The organism is Ensifer adhaerens (assembly GCF_000697965.2).
GTDB classification, from domain to species: Bacteria; Pseudomonadota; Alphaproteobacteria; order Rhizobiales; family Rhizobiaceae; genus Ensifer; species Ensifer adhaerens.
In genome coordinates, this window is sequence record NZ_CP015882.1 from 947,909 (window position 1) to 970,827 (window position 22,919).

Genomic DNA, 22,919 nt, shown 5'->3' on the forward strand with positions numbered 1-22,919 from the left:
CGGCCCCGCACCAAGCGCAATGCCTTTTGTTGCTTCGCCGCTGAGCATTTCCATCTTCGCGATGATTGGCAATGCCGAAAAATCGAGCGCACGAGCGAAGCCACCGGGGCACGCAATTACGACGGGCTGGTTTCGACGCTATTCCACCAGCCGCACGCCGCCTCCCCTGCCGAAGCCGTTGGGCACGAAATCTTTGCCCTCTTCCCCCGGCTTCTTGAAGAAGGCCGTTCCGGACACGTAGAGGTTCAAAACCCTGGTAATCAGTGCGGTAAACTTCGATTCCGAATTGAGGCTTCCGCTGACGTTCCAGTCGACCACCGCATAGGGCAAATAGATCGCCCCATTGTAGAAGCTTCCAGCAGACGTGTTGATGCGGAACTGGACGCTGCTGTCCTTCGCCTGCCGGCCCTGGAACATCAGGATGCCGGCATGCGCGCCGCTGGTTGGCGCCGATACCTGCAGGATTGCCGCACCGTTCAAAAACAGCGGCGATTGCGCGTCCTCGAAATAGAAAAGCACGTCCTTGCCTATGACCTTGGCCGATGTGTTCAAGGTCAACGCGCCGCGGCGGAACGCATAGATTCCGGGCTTCAGCGTTAACTCGTCCGTGGCATTCACGGTCAGCCCGCCGCAATAGATCCCGGGCTCGAGCGACGACTTGCCCTGGCTGTTGATCGTCTTCAGGCTTTGGGAGGTACAGGCGTCGTTCGGCGACGCCGGTTCGGGCATGCCGGCCATGGGGTCGGGCACGACAGGAGATCCGTCGACCGGCGGCGGCGAAATCAGGCGGCCGGAAAGCTTCGACTGGCGAACTTCCCCTGGTTTTCGGCGTAGAACGCACGTTGCGAATGGGACGAGTTCACCTGGAAGCCGCATTCGCTGGTGACCGAGTTCGAATTGATGATCTTCAGCGCATCGGCCCTGCCCGGATCAAGGATCAGGATGCAGGCCGAGCTGCCGGACCCTCGGGCGGCTTTCGCGATGACTGAGATCGGAACCGTCCGGAAGCCGAACATATGCATGATGGCGGTTTCGTAGTCCTCATTGACGGCCACCGCTACCGTATCCCGCTCGACCGTGACCTGATGGTTCCAGCTCGGGGGCTCTTTCAGATCTTGCGTGTCGTTGCTGCCAAGATGGGCGCCGAGAAAACCCACGGCGATCTTCTGCTCCGAACCGACACCTGCTGCAGCTCCCGCCAGTGCCGCAGCATCGGCCGCGCTTTGCATAGCGGCCTTTCGGTTGACCGCGGCTGCGAAATCGATCGCAACGCCAAGAGCGGCAATGAGGGGGATCGCGACAAGCGCTGCCAAGAGGCCGAAGTTCCCGGACCGGCATTTCAGCAGGGCCGAGGCGCAATGCCTGATCAGTGGCAGGGTCAGTATGTTCATGGCAGTTTCTTTGCAACCAGATGGAGAGTAGTCGCCTCTTCGTGCAGGGAGCCTTGCCAATCCTTTAATTTCGGGCCCATTTAACGGTATGCACTCTTTCAGACGCTCTTCAGAGCTCTGACACAGGCGCGAAACGAGGTTATTTGAAGATATTTTGCGCTAAACGCGCGTCACTTCGGCACAACCGGCCAGCTGCCACGCTCGCCGGTTGGAAGCGATTTTGGCGTGCCCGAGACGCGGATTCTGGGTCTTCTTCACTCAGAGGTTGCTGGACTGCTGAGGCAGTGCGGCGACTAACCCCTTTTGCTCATTGCCTAATCCTTGACTGCACCGTGCGCTGTGCGACGCTTTCGACTTCATGGTTGTACTGCGTAAGGGGCGGACGATGAAATTCACAAAGGCAAAGAGGAAACATCCCGGTAAGGCATTCAAAATAGGCGGGGCCGATAGAAGCGCATATGACGGCTTCGTCGGGACGGCGCGCGCAGCACCCGGCTTTTCCTATCGGGGACGATGGACCAGCGAAGGGTGCCCCGGCACCTTCGAAACATGGCTCGTAAACAAGGGCATATTGCCCAAACAATAGGGCCTTTCATTCTACTCAATCACGATCCTGCCGGCGTCAAGGGTGGCGCCGGCCGCGCGCGTCAAGGCGCTCCGCCTAATAAAGCGATTTCGATTCCGCTTGGGCGTTCGAACGCGTTGGCATGCACGAAAGAACCGGCTTGTCGCGACCGGAGGGGCGGCCGAGAATGCGTCGACGGCTGGCTGACGTCGAGACGTCGGCATCCCTGGCGGTACTGAGAGCAGGTTTCCGTTGGCCCATGCTGCAGACGGTCTCTGAACTGCGTTCTCGGGTCAGGCCTTCCCGCTCTCAATCGCACGTGCCCATCCCGCGGCTCGCTCGGCCGAGGCCGCCAGAACCGGTTTGGGCGCCTTGTACCACTCGTCCTTTGGGATCTCGCGCTTCTCGCGGACGAAGTCGATGGCGCGCTCCAATGTTTCGAATTGATCAGGCAGCGTCAAATGCAGGAACAGCGACACGACGACGACCGAGCGCGATCGGCCACCGCGGCAGTTGACGAGCACACCGCCACGTTCGCGCCTGGGATAGGACGGCTTTTCGGGTAGGACCTGCTCCAGGGCCGCTCGCAGGATGTAGTGCGCAGCCAGCATTTGCGTGTCCGGGTTCCCATCCCCGTCGATAAGCCCGATCTTGTAGTAGCGGATTTCGCCCGGTCCATGGATGCTGTTGCGGTGATCCGAGACGAGCTTCGGCTGGTCGACGAAATTGAAGTCCAGATTGACCGCGCAATTGACGACCGTCGTGATCCCGCTCTTGCGCAGGAGTTCGAGGTCGCTCGCACCTTCCTTGCCGGAAATGAAGATGTCGACGCCATAGGTCGGATGCTTCGGATACACGAGACTGAGCCTTGGCAATTCGCTGCTGGTCTTTTCCGTGGTTGAGGCATCGCTAAGATTGTCGAGCATGGTTTCCTCATGGGCTTTCATGGCGACGGCGCCTTCGCGCTGCGCCCGGCAGAGATTGCGGCGGCGACACGGTTCAGGGTTGGATAGTCGCCACCCCGGCCATAGGCGAGATACCCCGGGCAAAGGTAGTCGGCGGATCCTTCCGGCACTTTGCCAAGCGACAACGGCGCATAACGGCCGCCTGCGTTCTTCAGGATCAGCGTCGCTGCGGCCACATCCCAGGCGTTGACGCCAAAGCCCGCGGCCGCATCGACAAAACCCGCCGCCACATGGGCGATGCTCAAAGCTGCACTTCCAGGGCGACGCACGGTCGAGAAGGTTTCGACCAGATCACCGAGGCGGGCAAGTGCCTCGTTGCGGCCATCCAGGCGAAAGTCGCGCGAGACCGGGTAGCCGGTGATCAGCGTTGCCCGGCTTTCGTCACCGATGGCTTTGGAGGCAATGACCTTTCCATTGAGATAGGCACGCTCGACGTCGCTCGAAAACAGGAGATCGGCCACCGGGTCATAGACGACCCCGGCCACAACCGATCCGCCTTCAACCGCCGCAATCGATATGCACCAGAAGGCAAGTCCTCGTGCGAAGTTCGCGGTCCCGTCGATCGGATCGACATACCATTGGATGTCGCCCTCACCGACCTGCCCGCCCTCTTCGCCAAGCATCGCCGAATTCGGCTCGTGCGCGAAGATGTAGTCGCGGATGGATGCCTCGGCTTGCCTGTCGTAGACCGTCACGACGTCGTGGAGATCGCGCTTGTAGTCGACGACCATTTCCGAGCGAAACGCAGCGAGCAAGGGGCCGGCGGCCGAGCGGGCCGCACCTTCGGCGATCGTCATCAGTCGCCGCGAGTAGTCGCGCATGGCGTCTCTATCGGATTGGTTACGGCTCGTGGCGAGATTGGCGTCGGTCATGCTCTCTTCCTGTTCATACTGGAACGGCCGGCGCGACCTGTCCTCGTGAGGCCGCGCCGGCCGGGATTTTACTTGCTGTAGTTCATGCGCCAGAAATCCTGCCACTCCTCGCGCCGGTCGAAATCGTCAAGCCCAGTGGCCGCGTCATAGGGAAAGAGGCGGTCCGCTACCTCCATGATCCCCGACGGTTCGTCTTGAGGCATCTTGATGTCGACATTGGTCGGCAGCTTGCCGTCCTTCATCTGGGGCGCGATGCCCTCTTCCGTCAGCACGTAGTGGATGAAGAGCTTCGCGGCATTCGGGCTCGCGGATTTCGAGGCGATCAGGCCGAGCTTGGTGTAGGTCCAGCCGACCCAGGGGGTCAGCTCCGTGCAGAGCCCGAGTTTGTAGCCTTTGCCTTCGTTATCACGGAACTTGGCGGAGCTCAGGAGCCCGAAAAAGGGCTCCTTCTGGCCGGCGGCGCCGACGGCTTCGGCAACCGGATCGTCGCCGTCCGTTACCAGCGGGCCGTTTTGTGCCAGGGCCTTGATCCAGGCGGCCGCTGCACTTTTTTCAACGGTTTCGAGATCCTTGCCGAAGTGGACCTTGTAGGCCTCCTTCACGGCGTTGTCGGCATGCTTTTCCAACTGGTTGAACCAGTCGGTATAGGTGCTCTTGGTCAGGGGATCGACCAGCGCGATCTTGCCTTTCCATTTTGCCTCAGTCAGCTCCCAGATATTGCCGACCGGGCATTTGTCATAGGCCTCGGTGTTATAGGCCCAGACATTGGCATTGGTCGAAATCGCCAGCGGGTTCTGGAAGGCCGCCGGTATCTTCTCCTTCATGTCGCCGGGCAGATAGCTTTCGACGAAGCCCTGCGGCAGAAGCTGGGCGAGCGCTGCCGGCGCGTCGGTGATCAGGGCGACATCGCCCTGGACGTTGCCGGCCTGGGCTTCGCGGATGATCATCTCCAGCTGGCTGTTGGCCGAGACTTTGACGCCGGTCGCCTTCACCCCGTATTTGGCGGTGAAGGCCTCGGCCATCTCGACGATCTTGCCGGTGCTGTCATAGACATTGATCGGCTTTTCTTTCTTCGCCGCCTCCACCAGCGCATTGAGATCAAACGCCTCCTCGGCGTTTGCCTCGACGGCCAATGCGGCCGCAAGGGCGGCAAATACCGCCCCCATGATCATAACCCTGTTCTTACCTTTGCTCATGGTTTCCCCTCCCAAGGAGACCGTTTCACATGTTCAGGCGATTACTTCTGGTAGCTGAGCCGCCAGAGGTCCTGCCAGGTCTCGCGCGCGTCCCAGTCGTCGAGGCTCGTTGCCATCTGGTAGGGCATGACCTGATCAAGAACGGCGCCGATGCCCGACGGCTCGTCTGCGGGCAGCGAAACGTCCTTGTTGGTCGACATTTTTCCGTCTTCTGCCTGCGGCGCGATGCCTTCGGCGGTCATCACGTAGTGGATGAAGAGCTTTGAGGCGTTCGGGCTGTTGGTGCCCTTGGTGATCAGCCCGACGCCCGGATACATCCAGCCGAGCCAGGGTTTCAGGTCCTTGCAAAGGCCGAGCTTCATGCCCTTTTCGGCATTGTCGCGGAACTTTGCCGAGCTCATCAGCCCCATGAAGGGTTGCGACTGACCCGGCGCGCCGACGGCATCAGCAGCGGCCGCATCGGCGTCCGTCAGCAAGGGAGCGTTGGCAGCGAGCGCCTTGACCCAGGCGGCCGTCGCACTGCCGTCGTCGGTTTCGAGATCCTTCCCGTAAAGCTCTTTATAGGCGGCCGCCACTTTGTCGTCGCCGTGCTTGGCCATCTGGTTGAACCAGTCGACATAGGATGGCTTGCCGAGCGGATCCTGCATGGCGACCTTGCCTTTCCACTCAGGTCCCGTCAGCTGCCAGATGTTGCTGACCGGGCACTTGTCGAAGAGCTCGGTGTTGTAGGCCCAGACATTGGCGCTGGTAACGACGGTCAGCGGGTCCTGATACTCAGTGGGGATGTTGGCTGCGAGATCCGGCGGCAGCCAGCTTTCGGCAAAGCCCTGCGGGATGAGTTGCGCCATCGCGGCCGGTGCGTCGCTGATGATCGAGACATCGCCCTGGATGTTGTTGGCACGGGCCTCGCGAATGATCATCTCAAGCTGGGCCGTCGCCTTGACCTTGGAGCCCTCGGCGCCGACGCCATATTTCTCGGCAAAGGCCTTGGCCATTTCGACGATTTTGCCGGTGCTGTCATAAACCGTAATCGGAGGTTCCTTGCGCGCGGCCTCGATCAGCGCGTTCAGGTCGAACGGCTCTTGTGCCAGCGCCGGTCCGGCGAAGGCGACGATGGTCGTTGCCAGCAGCGCGCGCCTGATTGCACGGTGCGTCCTTTCAGTCCTTAGAAATTGCATCGTCTGTTCCTCCCGCAGATTATGTTTCGATTTGTCGTTCGGCACTGAAGCGCCTTAGTTCAGCGTGGACTTGCGCAGCAGCGCGTCCGCTTCGGCGATCCGCTGGCCGTCCTTGTTAAAAACGTGCAGCGCCTCAGGCGGCGCAAAGAACGAAACCCTCGTTCCGGTCTCGACGCGCGGCAGGGCATTGGTCGTCAAGAACAGCGTGTCGCTGCCGTTCCTGAGCTCCAGGATCCAGCTGCCGCCGGTCGGCAGGACGCCTGTCACCGTCATTTCGCCGGAGAAGCTGCCGGCCGGCACATCGTTGGTTTTGACCGAATAGCCGATCGCTTCCGGTCGGATGCCGATCGAGCCAATGCCGCGCAACGACGGGTGGCGCGTGCCAAGATAGGCCTCGGCTGCGCGCGACAGCTCAGAGGCGGCGGCCGATCCGAAGTTCAGGATGTTGATCGGCGGGCTACCGACGAATTCCGCGACGAAGCGATTGGCCGGGCGATCATAGATATCGTTGGGCGTGCCCATCTGCTGCAGCGTGCCCTCGTTCATGACGGCGATCGTCGTTGCCAGCGTCATTGCCTCCCACTGGTCGTGAGTGACGAAGACGATGGTCGTCTTGAACTCCTTGTGGATGCGTTTGAGCTCGGCGCGCATCTCGAGCCGGAGCCGGGCGTCGAGGTTCGACAGCGGCTCGTCGAGCAACAGAACGCCCGGATTGACCGCCAGCATGCGGGCGAGCGCCACGCGCTGCTGCTGGCCGCCCGAGAGTTGCGACGGGTAGCGGTCGCGGTACTTGGCGATGTCGAGCGCCTGCATCACTTTCTCGACGCGCATTTCACGCTCTTCCTTCGGCAGTTTGCGCAGCCTCAGACCGAAGTCGGTGTTGCGTTCGATTGTCAGGTGCGGCCAGAGCGCGTAACTCTGGAATACCAACCCCATCTCACGCTTTTCCGGCGGGATGAACACGCCTGCCCTGACCGAGTCGACCACCCGCTCTCCGATGCGGATCTCGCCGTCCGAGAGGTTTTCGAGGCCGGCGATCATGCGCAGCGTCGTGGTCTTGCCGCAGCCAGAGGGTCCAAGAAGGCACATGAACTCGCCGTCGCGGATTTCGAGATCGAGGTTCGAGACGGCATTGGCGGAATTGACGCCGTAGTTCTTCTGGGCGCCGCTGAGATTGATGGTGGGCATCAGCTTCCGAGTCCTTCTGCGAGATTGGTCTTGGTCAGCTTCTGGGCTGCCAGGGTTCCGAGATAGGCGATCGCCGCGATGATCAGCACGACGGCATTGGCGGCTTGCGTGTAGTGGTAGTCGACGAGCCGGAGCGAATAGGTGGTCAGAACATCGGTGCTCGGCACGGCGAGGATGACGAAGAGGCTCAGGCCCTTGATGCCCGAGATGAAGGGCAGCAGCACGCCTGTTACCAGCGAGCCCTTCTGGATTGGAATGACGATCAACATCATCCGCCGGAACCAGCCGGCGCCGGAAATCTGGGCTGCCTCTTCCGGATCCTTGCCAAGCTGGGTCATGGCCGAGATACCGGCGCGCGAGGCGTAAGGCATCTGGTCGGCGATCAGCGCCAGGACCAGGATGGTGACGGTACCATAGAGGGCCGGCATCGGTCCGCGTGGCACGGCGAAGAGCGACAGATAGGCGGCGGCAAAGGCGATACCCGGCACCAGATAGGGCAAGAAGGTGACCTGCCGCAGATAGACCGACAGGACCTTCACCGGCGTGCGGATGACCACATAGCCAACAAGAAGTCCGAGAATGCCCGAGGTCAAGGACGCAAGGCCGACGATGACAAGCGTGTTTTTTGCAGCCGCCCATAGATCGGGGCTTAAGAGGACCCCGGTCTGCAGTGCCACCGTGTGGAGATCACGGCCGATCCAGTAGTCGAGCGTGAAATTGTCGAGCGTGAACTGCGCCGGCAGCTTCATGATGGTGGAGAGGAACAGGGTCAGAAGCGGCAGTCCGACGCTCAAGAGAAAGATAAGTGCGGCAAAACCGGTCGCCGGCAGGCGGTACTTGCCGAGCCGGCTCTGGCGGTTCATCGAACCCTTCGAGCCAACAGTAACGAAGCGCCGGGCTTCACGAACAAGACGCGCATCGATCATCAGGGTGACGATGCCGATCAGCATGATCGAGGCCGCGACGACACCGGCAACGCCGGTCTGGCGCGACGCGATGCTGCGAAAGAGCGAGGTGGAAAGCACTTCGAACCTGACCGGCAGGCCGAGCACATAGGGCACGCCAAACTCGCCGAGGCACTTGGCGAAGATCAGCACCATCGAGGACAGAAGTGCGGGACGCATCAGCGGCAGGATGATCTGCATCGCCACCTGGTAGCGCTTGGCTCCAAGGATACGGGCGGAATCTTCGAGCTGGGAATCGAAGCGACGAAGGGCAGAGCCAAACAGCAGGATGACGAAAGGCGTATAATGTAGCGCCAGGATCACGATGATCGGGAAGCGCCCATAGGCGACCCAGTCGGGCGGCGTCAGCCCCATGGCCTCGAACCAGCCCGGCTGGCCGCCGACGGTGCGGTTCTTGAAGAGCGTTGTCCAGGCAAGCGCAAAGGTCCAGGCCGGCAGCATGTAGGGCACGATCAGCGCTGTTGCGAACCAGCGCCGTCCGAACATGTCTGTCCGGCTGATCAACCAGGCGAGCACTGTACCGATCAACAAAGACAGGCTGATCGCTCCGAGCGCGACCGATAGCGTGTTGAAGAGCGGCCGCCAGAAAAGATCGACCGAGACCGGCGACAGGAAGGCTCGATCAAGGTAGTAGAGCGTAAGCTCACCAAAGTCCTTGCCGAGCCGCCGCTCGTGGCCGAATTGGACGCGCACGGAATCGAGCACGATCGAGATGATCGGCACGACGATGAGATAGGTAAAGAGAAGTGCCGTCAGGACGCCGATCAGCGTCGTCGGCTCCCGCGACGCGACCTTCATCCGATAGCGCCAGCGCTGCCATGCCGTCGGCGCCATTGCGCTGCCGGGCAATGTTGCCGCTTTGGCTGTCTCACTCAATAAGGCCATGCTCTTCCCCTTGGAACTCAACATGCGCTGCCTGCGCCGGCGATCGATGCCTGGCGGAACTTTCAAAGTGCCAACGGGGAATAGAAATCAGCCGCCAGGGCGTGGCGCTGACCTACGCAAGAAGCCGCTCAATGACGCAAAAGGCGCGGCTGTCGGTTACTCAATCCTCCCCGTTCGCAGGGCAGGCGCAAGCGCTTGCCAGATGTCGGCGCAAGCTCCTCAACCGCGCCGCCATCACCACGAACATAGACAGAACAAAAATTCCAATCCAGCTCTGTCTATGGAATGTATGATCCAATGGTGAGGCGCCGTTGTCAACAAAAAAATGCACACGTGCGCAATGATATAAGCCGTTGTTTTTGATGACTCTTTTGTGACAATGATGTATTGTTTTTGGAACACGTGATCATTGAGGTTGGGCGAATGACTTCAGCGGGGAGAAACAGCCGCCATAGACGGAGCGATGGCGACCGTTCACCGGCATCGTCGGCTGGTTCACCGAGCGGGTAGGCTCGAACTTTTTCGTTGGAATGGGGCTGCTTTTGTGGCCCTGATGAAAAGCATCTGATTCTGCAGGAGAAAGGCATGGCGAGGGGCTTTGTGACGGCCGAAGAGGTTGCAAAACGCGCGGGCGTCTCACGCTCGGCGGTCTCGCGAACCTTTACGCCCGGAGCCAGTGTATCCCAGGCTGTGCGGCGCAAGGTTCTCAAAGCCGCCCGGGAGCTCGGTTACCGGGTCAACCGGCTGGCGCAGGGACTGAACAACGACCGCTCCAATCTCATCGGGGTCGTCGGTGCCAATCTCAGCGCACCCTTCCATGCAAAACAGCTCGATCTCTTGAGCATCGGCCTGTTGCGTCGCGGTCTGCAATGCCTGTTGCTCAACGCCGCGGATGCGCGAAAGGATATCGCGCCGCTGATCGAGCTACTGTTCGAGTTCCGGGCGCAAGCGATCATCGTTCTTTCCGGAGAGCCGCCGGAATCGATCGTCGACCAGTGCATTGCCAACGGCGTGCGCCTGATCCTGATCAACCAGAAAATCGATCGCACCGATACCAGCATGGTGCTGAGCGACGATTCCCGCGGTGCGGACCTTGCAGCACTGCGCCTGATCGAGGCGGGCTGCAAGAAGGTTGCGGTGATCTCGAGTGGCAGCCAAACCCCTGCTCAGGTGCGCCGCACCACTGCGTTCAAAAAGAAAATGGCGACCGCCGGGGTCGAGGTGGTCGCCTGGTCGGGCGGTACCACGAGTTATGAAAGCGGTTACCAGGCTGGCTGCGAGGTGCTCGTCGACGAGGCGATCGACGGCGCGTTTTGCGTTACCGATCTCTTGGCTCTCGGCTTTCTCGACGCTGCCCGCACCGAAATGCACCGCCGCGTGCCGGCCGATCTTTCCGTCGTCGGCTTCGACGATATTCCGCAGGCAGGGTGGAAGAGCTACGAACTCACCACCGTTGCGCAGTCCTTCTCCGCTCTGACGGAGCATGTTCTCGAAGCGCTGGAAGCCGACGAGATGGAAACGCGACTTCAGGTCGTTCCCGTCACGATGGTCGAGCGCAAGACCGCCCGACGCTAGACCGGAATGCTCAAGTGGCCGCCGGCCGGATACGGCTGTCGATCAACAACCCGCTCTGATCAAGGATGGGGTGCGCGACGGTTGCGATGTGTGCATTGATGCGTTTGAGATCGCGCAGCATGTCGAGATGGAGCGAGCTGGTTTCGATGCTTTCGGCGCGACCATCGCGCAGGCGCTGCAGATGCCGCTCAGCCGACTGCCGCTCCAGCCTGCGGACATCTTCCTTGGCTTCTACCAGGCGCCGCGCCATCGCGTTGTCACGCGTGGCAAACACGGCCTGGGCCATGCGCAGATTGTCGATCGTGATGGCGAAGAGACGCGACAGTTCCTCGTGGCCATCGGAGGAGAAAGCCAGGCCGCGGGCGATCTTCTTTGCAAGTTCGGCAAGGAGCCCCTTCTCGATGATGTCGCCGATATGCTCGAGGTTGATGGCATAGTCGACGATATCCATGGCGTGGCGGCGCTGTTCCTCGGCGATTTCGGACTGGCCGACGCGCGAGACGTAAACCTTGATCTCGTGTTGCACGCGATCCACGCGCCCTTCAAGCGTGCTGATCGCAGCAAGCCTGGAAGGGTCCGTCTGCTGCAGGGCGTCGTTTGCTTCGACCAGCATGCGCTCGACCAGGTCGCCGACGCCGAGCACTTCCCGACTTGCGCCGGCAAGCGCTGCGACCGGCGTGCCGAGATCGTTCTGTTCAAGGAAAAGCGGGCCGTCCGTCGCCTTTGGCTCGTCCGGCAACAGGCGCATGGTCAGGCGGGATAGAGGCCGAGCGAGGGGAGCCGCCAGAAGCGCCAGTGCGAGATTGAAGGCGAGATGCACATCAACCGGCAGATTGCCGCGTGAGACAGGCGACCAGTCGATATGCGGGGCGATGTACCCGGCGAGCGCCAGAGCGGCCAGGCAGCCGACGGCACGCACGATCAGGTTGCCAAGGGCAACCCGCCTGGCGCTCGCCGCAGCCTTGAATGTGGCTAGAACCGGGGGCACAGCACCGCCGAGATTGGCTCCCAGAACGAGGGCGATGAGCGGGCCGGTCGAAAGGCTGGCGGATGTTGCAAGAGACAGGATCAGCACCACGACTGTCAGGCTCGATGACGCGAGCGCTGCGAGTCCTGCCGAGATGACGAGCGCCACCGGCCAGGCATTGTCGAGCATCCCGAAGAAAGCCGAAAGGGCGGCAGAGGTCCGCAGCGGTTCGGTCGCACCGCCAATCAGATGCAGCGATAGCAACATCAGCCCGATGCCGACGAGCGCTGCGCCTGATCCCTTGCGCGTGCTCGAGCTGCCGCGCCCGACAACGAAACCGCAAAGCAGCAAGAGCGGTGAGAGCCAGCCGAGCCCCAAAGCCACGATCCAGGCCGTCATCGCCGTGCCGACGTTGGCGCCGAGCAGCACGATCTGCGCCATGCGCGGCACGATGAGATCACGCTCGACGAAGGACGCGACCATGAGAGCGGTGGCGGTGGAGCTCTGGAGGGCGATGGTTGCGACGAGGCCACTGAAAAACGAACGAAGACCGTCACGCGTCCCGGCCGCCAGTCCGGCTTTCAGACGGGCACCAAAAGCGCGTTGCATGCCGTCGCGAACCTGACCAAGGCCGAACAGGAGGAGCGCCACCGCGCCGAAGAGGTTGATGCTGACGATCGCAGTGCTCATGGCCCCCTCCCCAATGCTGCTTATTGCCGGCCGCGCAGCAACTCCGCTCGAAAGAGCTGCTGAAAGGATGCATAGGTCTCAAAGCCGAGGTCGCTGACGAGCCGCATGACTGTCGTCGTCGAGACACCGCTGCGCACGGCCACTTCCCGTGCGCTCGCAAAGGCGACGTCGTACGGATGGGCAAGCACGAACTTGGCCACTTCCAGGCGCCCACCCTTCAGATGACGTCGGCCCAGACGGCAAGATTCCCGCAACTCGATGAAAGTCGCCGGCGGCGCGGAGGAAGAGGCCGTGGAGAGCAACTGGTCCATGGTCAGGCAGCCTCTTCCGTGTCGGAGGTGCTCTCGATGCGGATGTGCAGGCTTCCCGCTTCGGCACGATCGAGGAAGGCGTCGAAGGCCCCGAAGAAGATCGCCAGGAAGCCTGATGTCGATCCGTCCCAGCCGGTCCCGGGCGGACGGCCGAAGTGTTTGGCGAGCAGGCGATAAAGCGCGCGCCGCCGCTCAGGTATCTTGTCAAGCGCAAGGACGCCGGCCTGGCGCAGGCAATACCAATCGGCGATCACCTCGATCATGTCGAGGCTGGCGGCGTCCTCAGAGATGGCGATCGCTCCTTGCCCGGAAGCGCTCGTCATGGCGCCGGCGTCGGGCATCAACTTGCAGACCGCAGCGATCGAAAGCCCGGATATTTCGTTGACGACATCTCCGGGCCATTCCTTCGGAAAATAGCGATGCTGGACCAGGGCACGCTTGTGTGCCTTCAGGAAGGAACCGTAATCCGCCGCGGCAAAGGCTGGGTCCGGATATTCGCCGGCTCGCGCCGCTTCGCGACGATAGGCGCGCAGCACGCGTGGATCGACGGCCATCGCGGACAGTTCGACGGTTTCGATGGACGACGCCGATTGAGACGGTTCGACGATCTTGAAGGCCGGCGGAAAGGCCACGAGCGACGGCACGGCGACATTGATCAGCGAGCGGCAGCCGCGCGCGCGGCGCGTAACGCCTTCGACATGCAGGTGCCCGCTAAAATGCAGCGTCATGCCGGCGGTCATCAGTGCATCTGCGACCGCCTGCTGTGGTGTCCTGCGGGCAATATTGGTCTCGCCGAAGAGAACGCTTTCGGCTCCCGTTGCGCCATCGAAGGGATCGAGCACCGGATAATGCGAGAATGCGAGCAGCGTTTTTCCGAGTTTCGTTGCGCGCGCGGACACGTCGGCAATCCAGTCGACGATGAACGGTTTCAGCCTGATAAGCGCGTTCCAGCCCGCGCCGGTGCTGTCGACGAAAGCGGCTTCATCACCCTCCTCAAACAGGCCGTCGCGTGGTTCGAAGACGTTGGCGTCGATCATCAGCAGCCAGAGACCCGGCTCGGGCTCGACCAGATAGGAGGCATCCATCAGCCGGTAGCAATTCCGGCCGTCCGGAGACGAGACCGGGTAGAGCCGATCCTCGACGCGGTCAGACGCCCCGAACGGGGTTTCCCAATGAAGATAGTCCGGCCGTCGGAAGTACCCATGGGTAGCCACGGGGGCAAGGCCCGTCGGATATCCCTCGCAATACATGCGCGGCGTTGCGTGGCTGCCGGGGGCTGCCTTTCCTATGTCGCTCGTGACGAGGACCCTCACGTCGTTCCGATCAAGAAATTGTTTGGTGTGGTGTCGCCCCTTGGGCCCGAAGATGTCGTGGTTGCCCGGAAGCGCATAAAAGCGCGTGCCATGGGCGCTCTCGTGCCCATCAAGAATGGTGCGCACGCGCGCCGTTGTCTGTCTTTGCCCGTCGTCCGTGTAGTCGCCCAAAAGGACGACGTGACGGATGCCGCGGCGCGCGACCTCCGCCAAGGCCTCGTCCAGCGCTTTGGCACTTTCGTTGAAGACGCGGGTGGATTCGCGCGTGTCGGCCCAGCTTCTGACGGCCAGTTTTTCGCCGTCGATCTCTATCCGCGGGAACTCGAAATCGCCTTCAAGATCATGGAAATGGGCGTCGGCGATGATGGCGATCCGAGGCAAATCAGACATCGGCCTTCACCTCCAGACGGGAGGCCTCGACGAGGTCGATCCAGGCCGAAGCGCGGCGCGCTGCCTCATAGAGCATGGGCTTCGGCGTCTCGAACCATTCATCCGGCCGCAGTTCGCGATGCTCGCGGATGTGGGCGACGGCCGCGTCGAGTGTGGGAAACAGATGCGGCTGCTGCTTGTGCAGGAACAGCGCCACCAGCGACACCGAGCGGCTGCGTCCGCCGCGGCAATTGACGAGGATGTTGCCGCCATCGGCGAAGGGGTAGGTTGCGCGCTTCGGCATCGTCTGGCGTAGCGCACCGTCGAGAATGTAATAGGCACCGAGCATCATCGTGTCGGGGCTGCCATCACCGTCGATCATGCCGAGCTTGTAATAGCGGACGGCCGCATAGCCGCTTGCACAAAGATCATCATTGATGCTGACTTCTTCTTCGCGCACGAGGTTGATGTCCAGGTTGATCGCGCAATTGACGACAATGGAGATCCCGTGACGCTTGAGCAGGTCCAGGTCACGCGCGCCGTCACTGCCGCCGATATAGAGATCGGCGCTGTGGGGCCCGAGTTCTCTGGCGATCAGACTGATAGCGGGCCGGGTGTAGACCGGTGCGTCCATTGGATTTCCCCTTGTGTATGCGAACGGGTGGCATGCGTGTTCAGGCTACCGCGGTTTCAGGCCAGCTGGAGCCTGGCGGCTTGCTCCCTTTTTTGGACCGGGATGCCTGAAGCCACACTTACGCCGCCGGCAATCGCCGGCGTCGATGCGAGCACCGGCCCGCCGTCGAGCAGGCTGCCTATTTCCATGAAGGGACACACGGCGCCGCCCGCCTCGGCAACGAGCAACAGTCCGGCAAGGCAATCCCACGAGTTCATGTGCAGCTCGACATAGGCGTCCGAGCGCCCATCGGCGACGTAAGCGAGCGCAAGTGCCCCCGAAGCGCCGCGCCGCACATTGGCGCCCTTCTCCAGCATCTGCCGCATCGTCTCCAGATAGGTCTCGTCCGGCACCCGCCGCGACCAGCCCATTTCGACCGACGCGGCATCGAAGGTCGCCGTCGACGAGACCGTGATGACCTTGCCGTTGAGCGTTGCACCTTCTCCCCGGCGGCAGAAATAAAGTTCGTCGTGGGCCGGATTGTAGATTGCGCCGATCTCTGCGTGTCCGTGTTCGACATAGGTTATGGAGATGCAGAAGTGCGGGATTCCGCGCGCGAAGTTTGCCGTGCCGTCGACGGGATCGACGACCCAGACGCGATCGGCAACGGTCCCGCCGCCCTCCTCGCCCAGGAACGCATCGGCCGGAAAATGGGTGGCAATTGCGTCGCGAATATGGGCCTCGGAGGCCGCATCGGTTTCCGTCAGAAAATCCTGCGGGCCCTTTAGGGAAAAGCCACGCTCGGCACTTGCCTTGAAGCCGTCGAGCACCAGAGCGCCGGCAGAGCGAATGACATCCCGACACAACAGGGCCCGCCCCGAAAGGTCGTTCGAATAGCGCGGCTTGTGATCGTTCATCGGCGATACTCCATTGCACACGCGTGCATATTTGCACGCGTGTGCATGTCGCGCAAGTCGAAATTGCCGGTCCGTGCCAGGTGCCCGGAAGATTGGTCGATCCTCGCGGCCGCACTCAGCCGGACATCTGCGGCATTTCTGCAATATCCAAGCAGGCGCGGTCGACGTAGTGTCCACACGTCGAATCTCAAGGTAGGGTCGAATGACGACGATCACGATACAGGAAGCGCTCGACCGGGCGGGCACGGGCCCCTATCAGCGGCGCCTGATGGGCATATTTGGCCTGGTTTGGACGGCCGACGCCATGCAGGTGCTCGCCGTCGGGTTCACCGCCGCCTCCATTGCCGCAACATTCGGGCTGACGGTTCCCCAAGCGCTGCAGACGGGCACGTTGTTTTTCCTGGGCATGCTGATCGGCGCCGTCGGCTTCGGCAGGCTTGCCGATCGGATCGGCCGGCGCCGGGTCCTGATCGTAACCGTTGCCTGCGACGCGGTCTTCGGCATTCTGTCGATCTTCGCTCCGAATTTCGTGGTCCTGCTTGTCCTGCGCTTCCTCACCGGCGCTGCGGTCGGCGGCACACTTCCCGTCGATTATGCGATGATGTCGGAATTCCTGCCGGCGCGCAGCCGCGGGCGATGGCTGGTCATGCTCGAAGGCTTCTGGGCCGTGGGCACGCTGATCGTGGCACTGGCGGCATGGCTCATCGCTCTTGCCGGCCTTACGGACGGATGGCGCTACATCTTTGCCGTCACGGCCATTCCGGCAGTCATTGGCGTCGGACTACGCTTTCTCGTGCCGGAATCGCCGCTTTACCTGTTGCGCGCGGGCAAGGCGGAGGCGGCCAAGGCGATCGTCGATCGAATGCTGGCAGCCAACGCTCGACCGCAACTCGAGCCGACCGTATCGATCGCCCTGCCTGTACCGACCGCCGATATCAGTATCTTTTCGAAGGACTTGCGTCGCCGCAGCCTTCTGATCCTTTCGGTCTGGTTCCTCGTCTCGGTCTCCTACTATGGCGTCTTTACCTGGATGCCGCCGCGGCTTGCGGGAGAAGGCTTCGGCTTCGTGCGTGGCTATGGGTTCCTCGTTCTCATCGCTCTGGCGCAGATCCCGGGCTATGCGCTTGCCGCCTACGGCGTCGAGAAGTGGGGACGGCGCCCGACGCTGGTCGGTTTCTGCCTGCTCTCCGCCCTCAGTTGCCTGTTGTTCGTCGTGGCGGATGCGGCCTTGGTCGTTGCTGCTGCGCTCCTGATCATGAGCTTTGCACTGCTCGGCACATGGGGCGCACTCTATGCCTATACGCCGGAACTCTATCCGACCGCCTCGCGCGCGACCGGCATGGGGGCGGCCGGCGGCATGGCTCGGCTCGGTGGCCTGCTTGCGCCTTCGCTCATCGGATTGCTGGTGGCGAAGGGCTTCGGCCTGGCGATCGGCACCTTTGCAGGCTTGCTGCTTGTGGCGGCGATCGCCGCTGCGATGATCGATGCGGAAACCCGTAAGGTATCGCTGACCTGATACGGTGCATTCTTTTCAGGGGCAGTAGCTCACAGTTTGGAAAACTGAACTGCGTTTCAACGCGTTAGCGCCTCCTTTCCCTGTGAACAACCTGTGGACCGGCTGCGGACAAGGCCGGAAGTCGGGTTGCCGGCTGTTCGATCGTAAAAGCGCTCGTAAAATGGCTGTGCGGTCAAGCTCACGACCGTTAGTGTAGCAACTATCTCATCGGGGCCGGCACGTGTGCCGGTCCCGATTGTATGCCGGGGCGGCTGTCCTTGGCGACGTCCCCCTCCTCCCGACGTACGCTCATTTTGGCACCGTTTGGCAGTTCCGGCCGACGACCGCGGCGCACGTCTTGCGTTTATGCATAGCTGCATTGCACAATAAATGTTTTCCAGCTGGTCAAAAATCAGGCATAAAGCACACAGCTGATGCACATGGCGGGTCTCCTCCCAGTCCGCCGCAGCAGCTGTTCCCCTCTGGAGGTTTTTGACCTTCACACCTTTATGGGCCGCGGTCTTCCGCTGGCCCTTTTTTCTTTTCTGCGACCCTTCACCTTCGGCAAGGCTCCACGCCACTGTTGCTGCACGCGCAATTGCGTTTCGAAAAAACGTGTTCTGTAATGGGCCGCGTCATTGAGCGATGGAGGCGGGAGACCGGTGGAGCCGATACATCTGTTCGAACTGGTGATCGGCATGTTTGTCGCGATCATCGCGCTGCACTACGTCGCGCATCGGCTCGGCCTGCCGCCGTCGGTGGCGCTTCTTAGCGGTGGCGCGATGCTCGCCTTCATGCCGGGGCTGCCGGCCATCGCGGTCGACCCGGAGCTGGTGCTCGTCATCTTCTTGCCGCCGCTGCTCCTCGACGGCGCCTGGACGATCGCGGTCGGCCGCCTGCGCCGTCACCTGATCGGCATCGCCTCGCTTGCGATCGGCGCAGTGTTTTTTACCGCGGCCGTCGTTGCCGTCGTGACGCACCTCATCTTCCCGTCCCTGCCTTGGGCCGCATGCGCCGCACTCGGGGCGATCGTCTCGCCGCCCGACGCCGTCTCGGCACGGGCCGTGCTGCAGCGCGTGCAGTTGCCGCGACGGCTGCAGATCCTGCTCGAAGGCGAAAGCCTGCTCAACGACGCAAGCGGACTGGTATTGTTCCGCTTCGCGATCGCCGCCGGCGTCACCGGGGCATTTAGCGCCGGCGAGGCGGTCGGCAACTTCTTCCTGCTGGCGATCGGCGGTGCCCTTGTCGGCCTCGCCATCGGTACGGCGTGGGTGCTGCTTGCCCGCCGCCTCGGAGATGAGTACCTGATCATCGCCGCGACGGCCCTTTTGTCCTGGACGTCCTACCTGCTCGGCGAGTTCCTGCATGTTTCCGGCGTGATCGCGACAGTTACCACCGGCCTCGTCGCCAGTTGGCACCAGCACACCGTGCTCTCGGCCGCCACCCGTATGCGCGGCTCCGCCTTCTGGACCGTCATCGTCTTCCTGATGGAGGCCGCGGTTTTCATCCTGATCGGCCTGTCGCTTCGCGGCGTGGTCGAGCGCGGCGGCGGGTTCGAGACCGTTGCAGCGACCTTGGGGTGGCCGATCCTCATGGTGCTCTTCGCGCTCACTGTCGCCCGCTTCTTCTGGGTGTTCGGTTCCGACTTCGCAATCTGGCTTGGCAACAGGCTGGGGCTCAAGCGCTACACGCCGGTCGGCGCGCGCGGTGCGACCGTGCTTTCCTGGGCCGGCGTTCGCGGCGTGGTAACGCTCGCCCTTGCGCTGAGCGTGCCCGAAGGCTTCCCCGGCCGGGACTTCATCCTGGTGACCTCCTTTGCCGTGATCCTTGGAACGGTGCTGATCCAGGGAACGACGCTCGGGCGGGTGATCGCCTGGGCGAGGCTCGTCGAGCCTTCGTCTGAAAAGGCGCCCCTCACCCTAAGCCAGGCCGAGGCGGCGATGGCCCAGGCGCAGCTCATCACCATTCAAAGCCGCGCCTATGACACGGCGGGCAATCTCATCCATCCGCAATTGCTGGACCGCTATCAGCGCCGAGCGGTTTCGATCGTCGACTATGCCGCGCGCACGGAGCATTACACGCCGATCCTCCACGCCCATTTCGACGTCGTGCTCGAAGCGGTCGCGACCGGGCGGCGCGAACTCATCCGGCTTCATCGCGCCGGCGAAATCGACGATGAAACGCTGCACGAACTGGAGCGCGATCTCGACCTTGAGGAATTGAGCGCAATATCTGCCAAGGCGTGAGCCTCTTGCCCGAACGTTTCTTTCCATTTTCTCCTTTGACATGAGGGGCGGATGTCCTAGATGTCCGCAAATTGGCGCCAAGTATCGAGGAGCTTGAGAGCGATCAAGAAGTCAAAGGCGCCGAAACCACCAAAACCGAAGACGCTGTTGCAGAAGCTGGCTGCCTCGCCCGAGAAACTGTTTTCGGGTTCGTTTCGCCAGCAATGTGCAGCACTTTGCTATCGTTACGTGCCTGACGGCGCGATCGAGATCCTTGTGGTGACGTCGCGCGACAGCGGCCGCTGGCTCATTCCAAAAGGCTGGCCGATGAAACAGAAGGAACCGCACGAGGCCGCGGCGATCGAAGCCTTGCAGGAGGCCGGTGTTCGCGGGAAAGTTCGCAAGAAGCCGATTGGCAGCTACACCTACTTAAAGATGCTCGATGACGGCGACGTGGTGCCCTGTATCGTTGACATCTTCCAGATCGAAGTCACCAAGCTGGCGGAAAAATACAAGGAGAAAGGCGAGCGTTTGGTCGCCTGGGTCAGCCCCGATGAAGCGGCGCGGCGCGTCCGCGAAATCGAGCTCAAATCGCTTCTGGTCGACTTCAAGCCGCGGTGAAGTCGCGCACCTTTCCGGATCACATCCTCGGACGATAGCCGCGCTGACGTTTGCTACGCGTTAGCTCGAGGAAGAGTTTGACCGCCTCCTCCTCCCGCGCGAAGTGGTGCACCATCATCTGGCCGTGACTTCCGATCCGTCCCCAGCGCCGCGTCAGGCACGCCTCGCCCAATAGGGACATGGAGATCTGCATGGAGTAGTAGCGCGCCATGTTTCTGGCCGCGTCCCTTCGCTCGACATAGATCTGGTAGGGCTGAACGATCGTCATGCGCGAAGATTCGGCGATCGGCGCGCATAGGTCCAACGAGAGTTTTGAATCGATCACGTGCGACCGATTCATTTTGGTGATCTGTCACGACCCTTGCCGCAACGGATAAGGGTCAACGGGCGCACCGGCGAAAGCTCCGCAGACAAGCAAAAGCCGGAACGGCGTGCACCGATCCGGCCTTCGAAATCTTGAAGCCTTGGTTAGCCGCGGAACGTGTAGTCTGCGATCGACTGCGGTTTCATCTCGATCGAGAAACCCGGCCGCTGCGGCGGCATATAGGCGGCATTCTCGATCACGCAGGGGTCGAGGAAGTGTTCGTGCAGATGGTCGACATATTCGATGACGCGACCATCCTTGGTGCCGGAAACCGCCAGATAGTCGATCATCGACAGATGCTGGACATATTCGCACAAGCCGACGCCACCGGCATGCGGCCAGACCGGCAGCCCGTATTTGGCGGCGACGAGCAGCACCGCCAGAACCTCGTTCAGGCCCCCCATCCGGCAACTATCGATCTGGACGATGTCGATCGCGCCCTCGGCGATGAACTGCTTGAACATGATGCGGTTCTGGCACATCTCGCCGGTTGCGACCTTCACCGGTCCGATCGCCTCGCGGATCTTGCGGTGACCGGCAACGTCGTCGGGGCTCGTCGGCTCCTCGATGAAGAAGGGCTTGGCAAAAGCGAGCTGCTTGACCCAGTCGATCGCCTCGCCGACTTCCCAGACCTGGTTGGCGTCGATCATCAAATAGCGGTCCGGGCCGATCACCTCGCGCGCGATCGTCAGTCGCCGGATGTCGTCGGCAAGGTCGCGACCGACCTTCATCTTGATATGGTTGAAACCTTCGTCAATCGCCTCCTGGGCGAGACGCCGGAGCTTATCGTCGTCATAACCGAGCCAGCCGGCCGATGTCGTGTAGCAGGCATAGCCTTCCTTCTCGAGCGTCGCGATGCGCTGAGCCTTGCCGGGTTCGGCCCTGCTGAGGATGGCGACCGCCTCGTCACGCGTCAGCACGTCGGTCATGTAGCGATAGTCGACGATATCGGCGATCTCTTCCGGCGACATTTCGGCGACAAGCCGCCAGACGGGCTTGCCCGCCTCCTTGGCAAGCAGGTCCCAGACGGCGTTGACGACGGCGCCGGTCGCCAGATGCATCGCACCTTTCTCCGGACCGATCCAGCGCAGCTGGCTGTCGCTGGTCAGGTGCCGCCAGAACCGGCCGGGATGGGCGAGAATGTCTGATGTCTCCTGGCCGACGATCAGATGCCGCATGGCCTTGATCGCCATGCAGCAAATGTCGTTGCCGCGGCCGATAGTGAAGGTGAGACCATGGCCCGCAAGTCCCTCCCGATCGGTGTCGAGGATGACATAGGCCGCGGAATAGTCCGGGTCCGGGTTCATCGCGTCGGAACCGTCGAGGCTCTGCGAGGTCGGAAAGCGCAGGTCGAAGACGCGCAGATCAGTGATGCGGGTCATGGTCACTCCAGTCTTATGATCAATCGTCCGCGCGCACGGACTGCTTCTGGCTGCCGAGGCCCTCGATGCCGAGTTCGACGACGTCGCCGGCCTTAAGGTAACGCGGCGGCTTCATGCCCATGCCGACGCCGGGCGGCGTGCCGGTCGAGATGATGTCGCCCGGCTGCAGCGACATGAACTGCGACAGGTAGGAGACGAGGTAGGCAACGCCATAGACCATGGTCTTCGACGAGCCGTTCTGCATGGTTTCGCCGTTGACCTTCAGCCACATCGGCAGGTTCTGCGGGTCCGCCACTTCGTCCTTGGTCACCAGCCACGGGCCTGTCGGACCAAAGGTGTCGCAGGACTTGCCCTTGGTCCACTGCCCCTGGCGCTCGATCTGGAAGGCGCGTTCGGAGACGTCGTGCACGGTGCAGTAGCCGGCGACATAGTCGAGTGCTTCCGCCTCGGTGACGTACTTGGCCTTGCGGCCGATGACGACGCCGAGTTCCACTTCCCAGTCGGTCTTCTCCGAGCCGCGCGGAATGATCAGGTCGTCATTCGGGCCAACGATCGCCGACGTCGCCTTCATGAAGATGATCGGTTCGGAGGGAACCGTGGCGCCCGTCTCGGCGGCATGGTCGGAGTAGTTGAGGCCGATGCAGATGAACTTGCCGGTACCGGCCACGCAAGGGCCGAGCCGCTGGTTGCCGTCGACAGCCGGAAGGCCGGCGAGATCGAGTGCCTCGAGTTCGGCGAGTTTGTCCGGGTCGAGCGCCGCACCTGAGAAATCGGCGACGTGGCCGGAAAGATCACGCAAGGTGCCGTTCGCATCGAGGATGCCCGGCTTTTCCTGGCCCGGGAGGCCGTAACGAAGAAGTTTCATATCTCTG

Annotated in this window: 20 protein-coding genes; 4 read left to right on the forward strand and 16 right to left on the reverse strand. The window is 62.1% G+C overall.

Annotated features, from left to right (window positions below; translation table 11 throughout):
- Positions 1–138: 138 nt before the first annotated feature.
- From FA04_RS31925 to FA04_RS31960, 8 genes are all read right to left on the reverse strand, one after another.
- Entirely contained in the window at positions 139–750 is a 612-nt protein-coding gene (locus tag FA04_RS31925; RefSeq protein WP_156553130.1) for a hypothetical protein, read from the reverse strand.
- A gap of 32 nt (positions 751–782) precedes the next feature.
- A complete protein-coding gene (locus FA04_RS31930; RefSeq protein WP_034796392.1) occupies positions 783–1,391 on the reverse strand; it encodes a pilus assembly protein TadG-related protein in 609 nt (202 codons plus the stop codon).
- An 858-nt stretch (positions 1,392–2,249) separates the two neighbouring features.
- Positions 2,250–2,882: a dual specificity protein phosphatase family protein gene (locus tag FA04_RS31935; RefSeq protein WP_029742786.1), complete on the reverse strand. Its 633-nt coding sequence runs from the start codon at positions 2,880–2,882 to the stop codon at positions 2,250–2,252.
- A gap of 17 nt (positions 2,883–2,899) precedes the next feature.
- Positions 2,900–3,742, reverse strand: a complete 843-nt coding sequence (locus tag FA04_RS31940) for an inositol monophosphatase family protein (protein WP_371813690.1) — start codon at positions 3,740–3,742, stop codon at positions 2,900–2,902.
- Between the two features lie 119 nt (positions 3,743–3,861).
- Entirely contained in the window at positions 3,862–4,959 is a 1,098-nt protein-coding gene (locus tag FA04_RS31945) for an ABC transporter substrate-binding protein (RefSeq protein WP_034796527.1), read from the reverse strand.
- A 71-nt stretch (positions 4,960–5,030) separates the two neighbouring features.
- On the reverse strand, positions 5,031–6,167 hold the full coding sequence (locus FA04_RS31950; RefSeq protein WP_034796395.1) for an ABC transporter substrate-binding protein: 1,137 nt from the start codon (positions 6,165–6,167) through the stop codon (positions 5,031–5,033).
- Between the two features lie 54 nt (positions 6,168–6,221).
- Positions 6,222–7,355: an ABC transporter ATP-binding protein gene (locus FA04_RS31955; protein ID WP_029742782.1), complete on the reverse strand. Its 1,134-nt coding sequence runs from the start codon at positions 7,353–7,355 to the stop codon at positions 6,222–6,224.
- Complete coding sequence (locus FA04_RS31960) at positions 7,355–9,205, reverse strand: ABC transporter permease (protein ID WP_034796397.1); 1,851 nt, start codon at positions 9,203–9,205, stop codon at positions 7,355–7,357. Before FA04_RS31960 ends, FA04_RS31955 begins: the two co-directional genes overlap by 1 nt.
- A 585-nt stretch (positions 9,206–9,790) precedes the next feature.
- On the opposite strand from FA04_RS31960, the gene FA04_RS31965 reads away from it, so the two are divergent.
- Entirely contained in the window at positions 9,791–10,780 is a 990-nt protein-coding gene (locus FA04_RS31965; protein WP_034796399.1) for a LacI family DNA-binding transcriptional regulator, read from the forward strand.
- 10 nt (positions 10,781–10,790) lie between these two features.
- Here the strand turns inward: FA04_RS31965 and FA04_RS31970 are convergent, their stop codons facing one another.
- From FA04_RS31970 to FA04_RS31990, 5 genes are read right to left on the reverse strand one after another with little or no spacing between them, the layout of a single operon-like run.
- On the reverse strand, positions 10,791–12,437 hold the full coding sequence (locus FA04_RS31970; RefSeq protein ID WP_034796400.1) for a Na/Pi cotransporter family protein: 1,647 nt from the start codon (positions 12,435–12,437) through the stop codon (positions 10,791–10,793).
- A 20-nt stretch (positions 12,438–12,457) separates the two neighbouring features.
- Entirely contained in the window at positions 12,458–12,748 is a 291-nt protein-coding gene (locus FA04_RS31975) for a MurR/RpiR family transcriptional regulator (RefSeq protein ID WP_049810991.1), read from the reverse strand.
- Between the two features lie 2 nt (positions 12,749–12,750).
- Positions 12,751–14,451: a metallophosphoesterase family protein gene (locus FA04_RS31980; RefSeq protein ID WP_034796401.1), complete on the reverse strand. Its 1,701-nt coding sequence runs from the start codon at positions 14,449–14,451 to the stop codon at positions 12,751–12,753.
- The gene (locus FA04_RS31985) at positions 14,444–15,064 is read right to left on the reverse strand and encodes a dual specificity protein phosphatase family protein (RefSeq protein WP_029742776.1); all 621 of its coding nucleotides are present in this window, start codon (positions 15,062–15,064) and stop codon (positions 14,444–14,446) included. Before FA04_RS31985 ends, FA04_RS31980 begins: the two co-directional genes overlap by 8 nt.
- 56 nt (positions 15,065–15,120) lie before the next feature.
- The gene (locus FA04_RS31990) at positions 15,121–15,960 is read right to left on the reverse strand and encodes an inositol monophosphatase family protein (protein ID WP_034796402.1); all 840 of its coding nucleotides are present in this window, start codon (positions 15,958–15,960) and stop codon (positions 15,121–15,123) included.
- A gap of 202 nt (positions 15,961–16,162) precedes the next feature.
- Between FA04_RS31990 and FA04_RS31995 the strand changes: the two genes are divergently transcribed.
- The 3 genes from FA04_RS31995 (at position 16,163) to FA04_RS32005 (ending at position 20,301) form a co-directional block, all read left to right on the forward strand.
- Positions 16,163–17,476, forward strand: coding sequence for an MFS transporter (locus tag FA04_RS31995; protein WP_034796408.1), 1,314 nt, complete (start codon positions 16,163–16,165; stop codon positions 17,474–17,476).
- Between the two features lie 641 nt (positions 17,477–18,117).
- A complete protein-coding gene (locus tag FA04_RS32000) occupies positions 18,118–19,701 on the forward strand; it encodes a Na+/H+ antiporter (protein WP_034796410.1) in 1,584 nt (527 codons plus the stop codon).
- A gap of 93 nt (positions 19,702–19,794) precedes the next feature.
- Positions 19,795–20,301 carry an NUDIX hydrolase gene (locus FA04_RS32005; protein WP_034796412.1) on the forward strand — a complete coding sequence of 169 codons (507 nt, stop codon included), beginning with the start codon at positions 19,795–19,797 and terminating at the stop codon, positions 20,299–20,301.
- Between the two features lie 19 nt (positions 20,302–20,320).
- Here the strand turns inward: FA04_RS32005 and FA04_RS32010 are convergent, their stop codons facing one another.
- The 3 genes from FA04_RS32010 to FA04_RS32020 all read right to left on the reverse strand — a co-directional run bounded on the left by FA04_RS32010 (position 20,321) and on the right by FA04_RS32020 (position 22,912).
- Entirely contained in the window at positions 20,321–20,569 is a 249-nt protein-coding gene (locus FA04_RS32010; protein ID WP_034796529.1) for a WGR domain-containing protein, read from the reverse strand.
- A 200-nt stretch (positions 20,570–20,769) separates the two neighbouring features.
- Entirely contained in the window at positions 20,770–22,047 is a 1,278-nt protein-coding gene (locus tag FA04_RS32015) for an L-fuconate dehydratase (RefSeq protein ID WP_034796414.1), read from the reverse strand.
- 19 nt (positions 22,048–22,066) lie between these two features.
- Positions 22,067–22,912, reverse strand: coding sequence for a fumarylacetoacetate hydrolase family protein (locus FA04_RS32020; protein WP_034796416.1), 846 nt, complete (start codon positions 22,910–22,912; stop codon positions 22,067–22,069).
- Between the last annotated feature and the right edge of the window lie 7 nt (positions 22,913–22,919).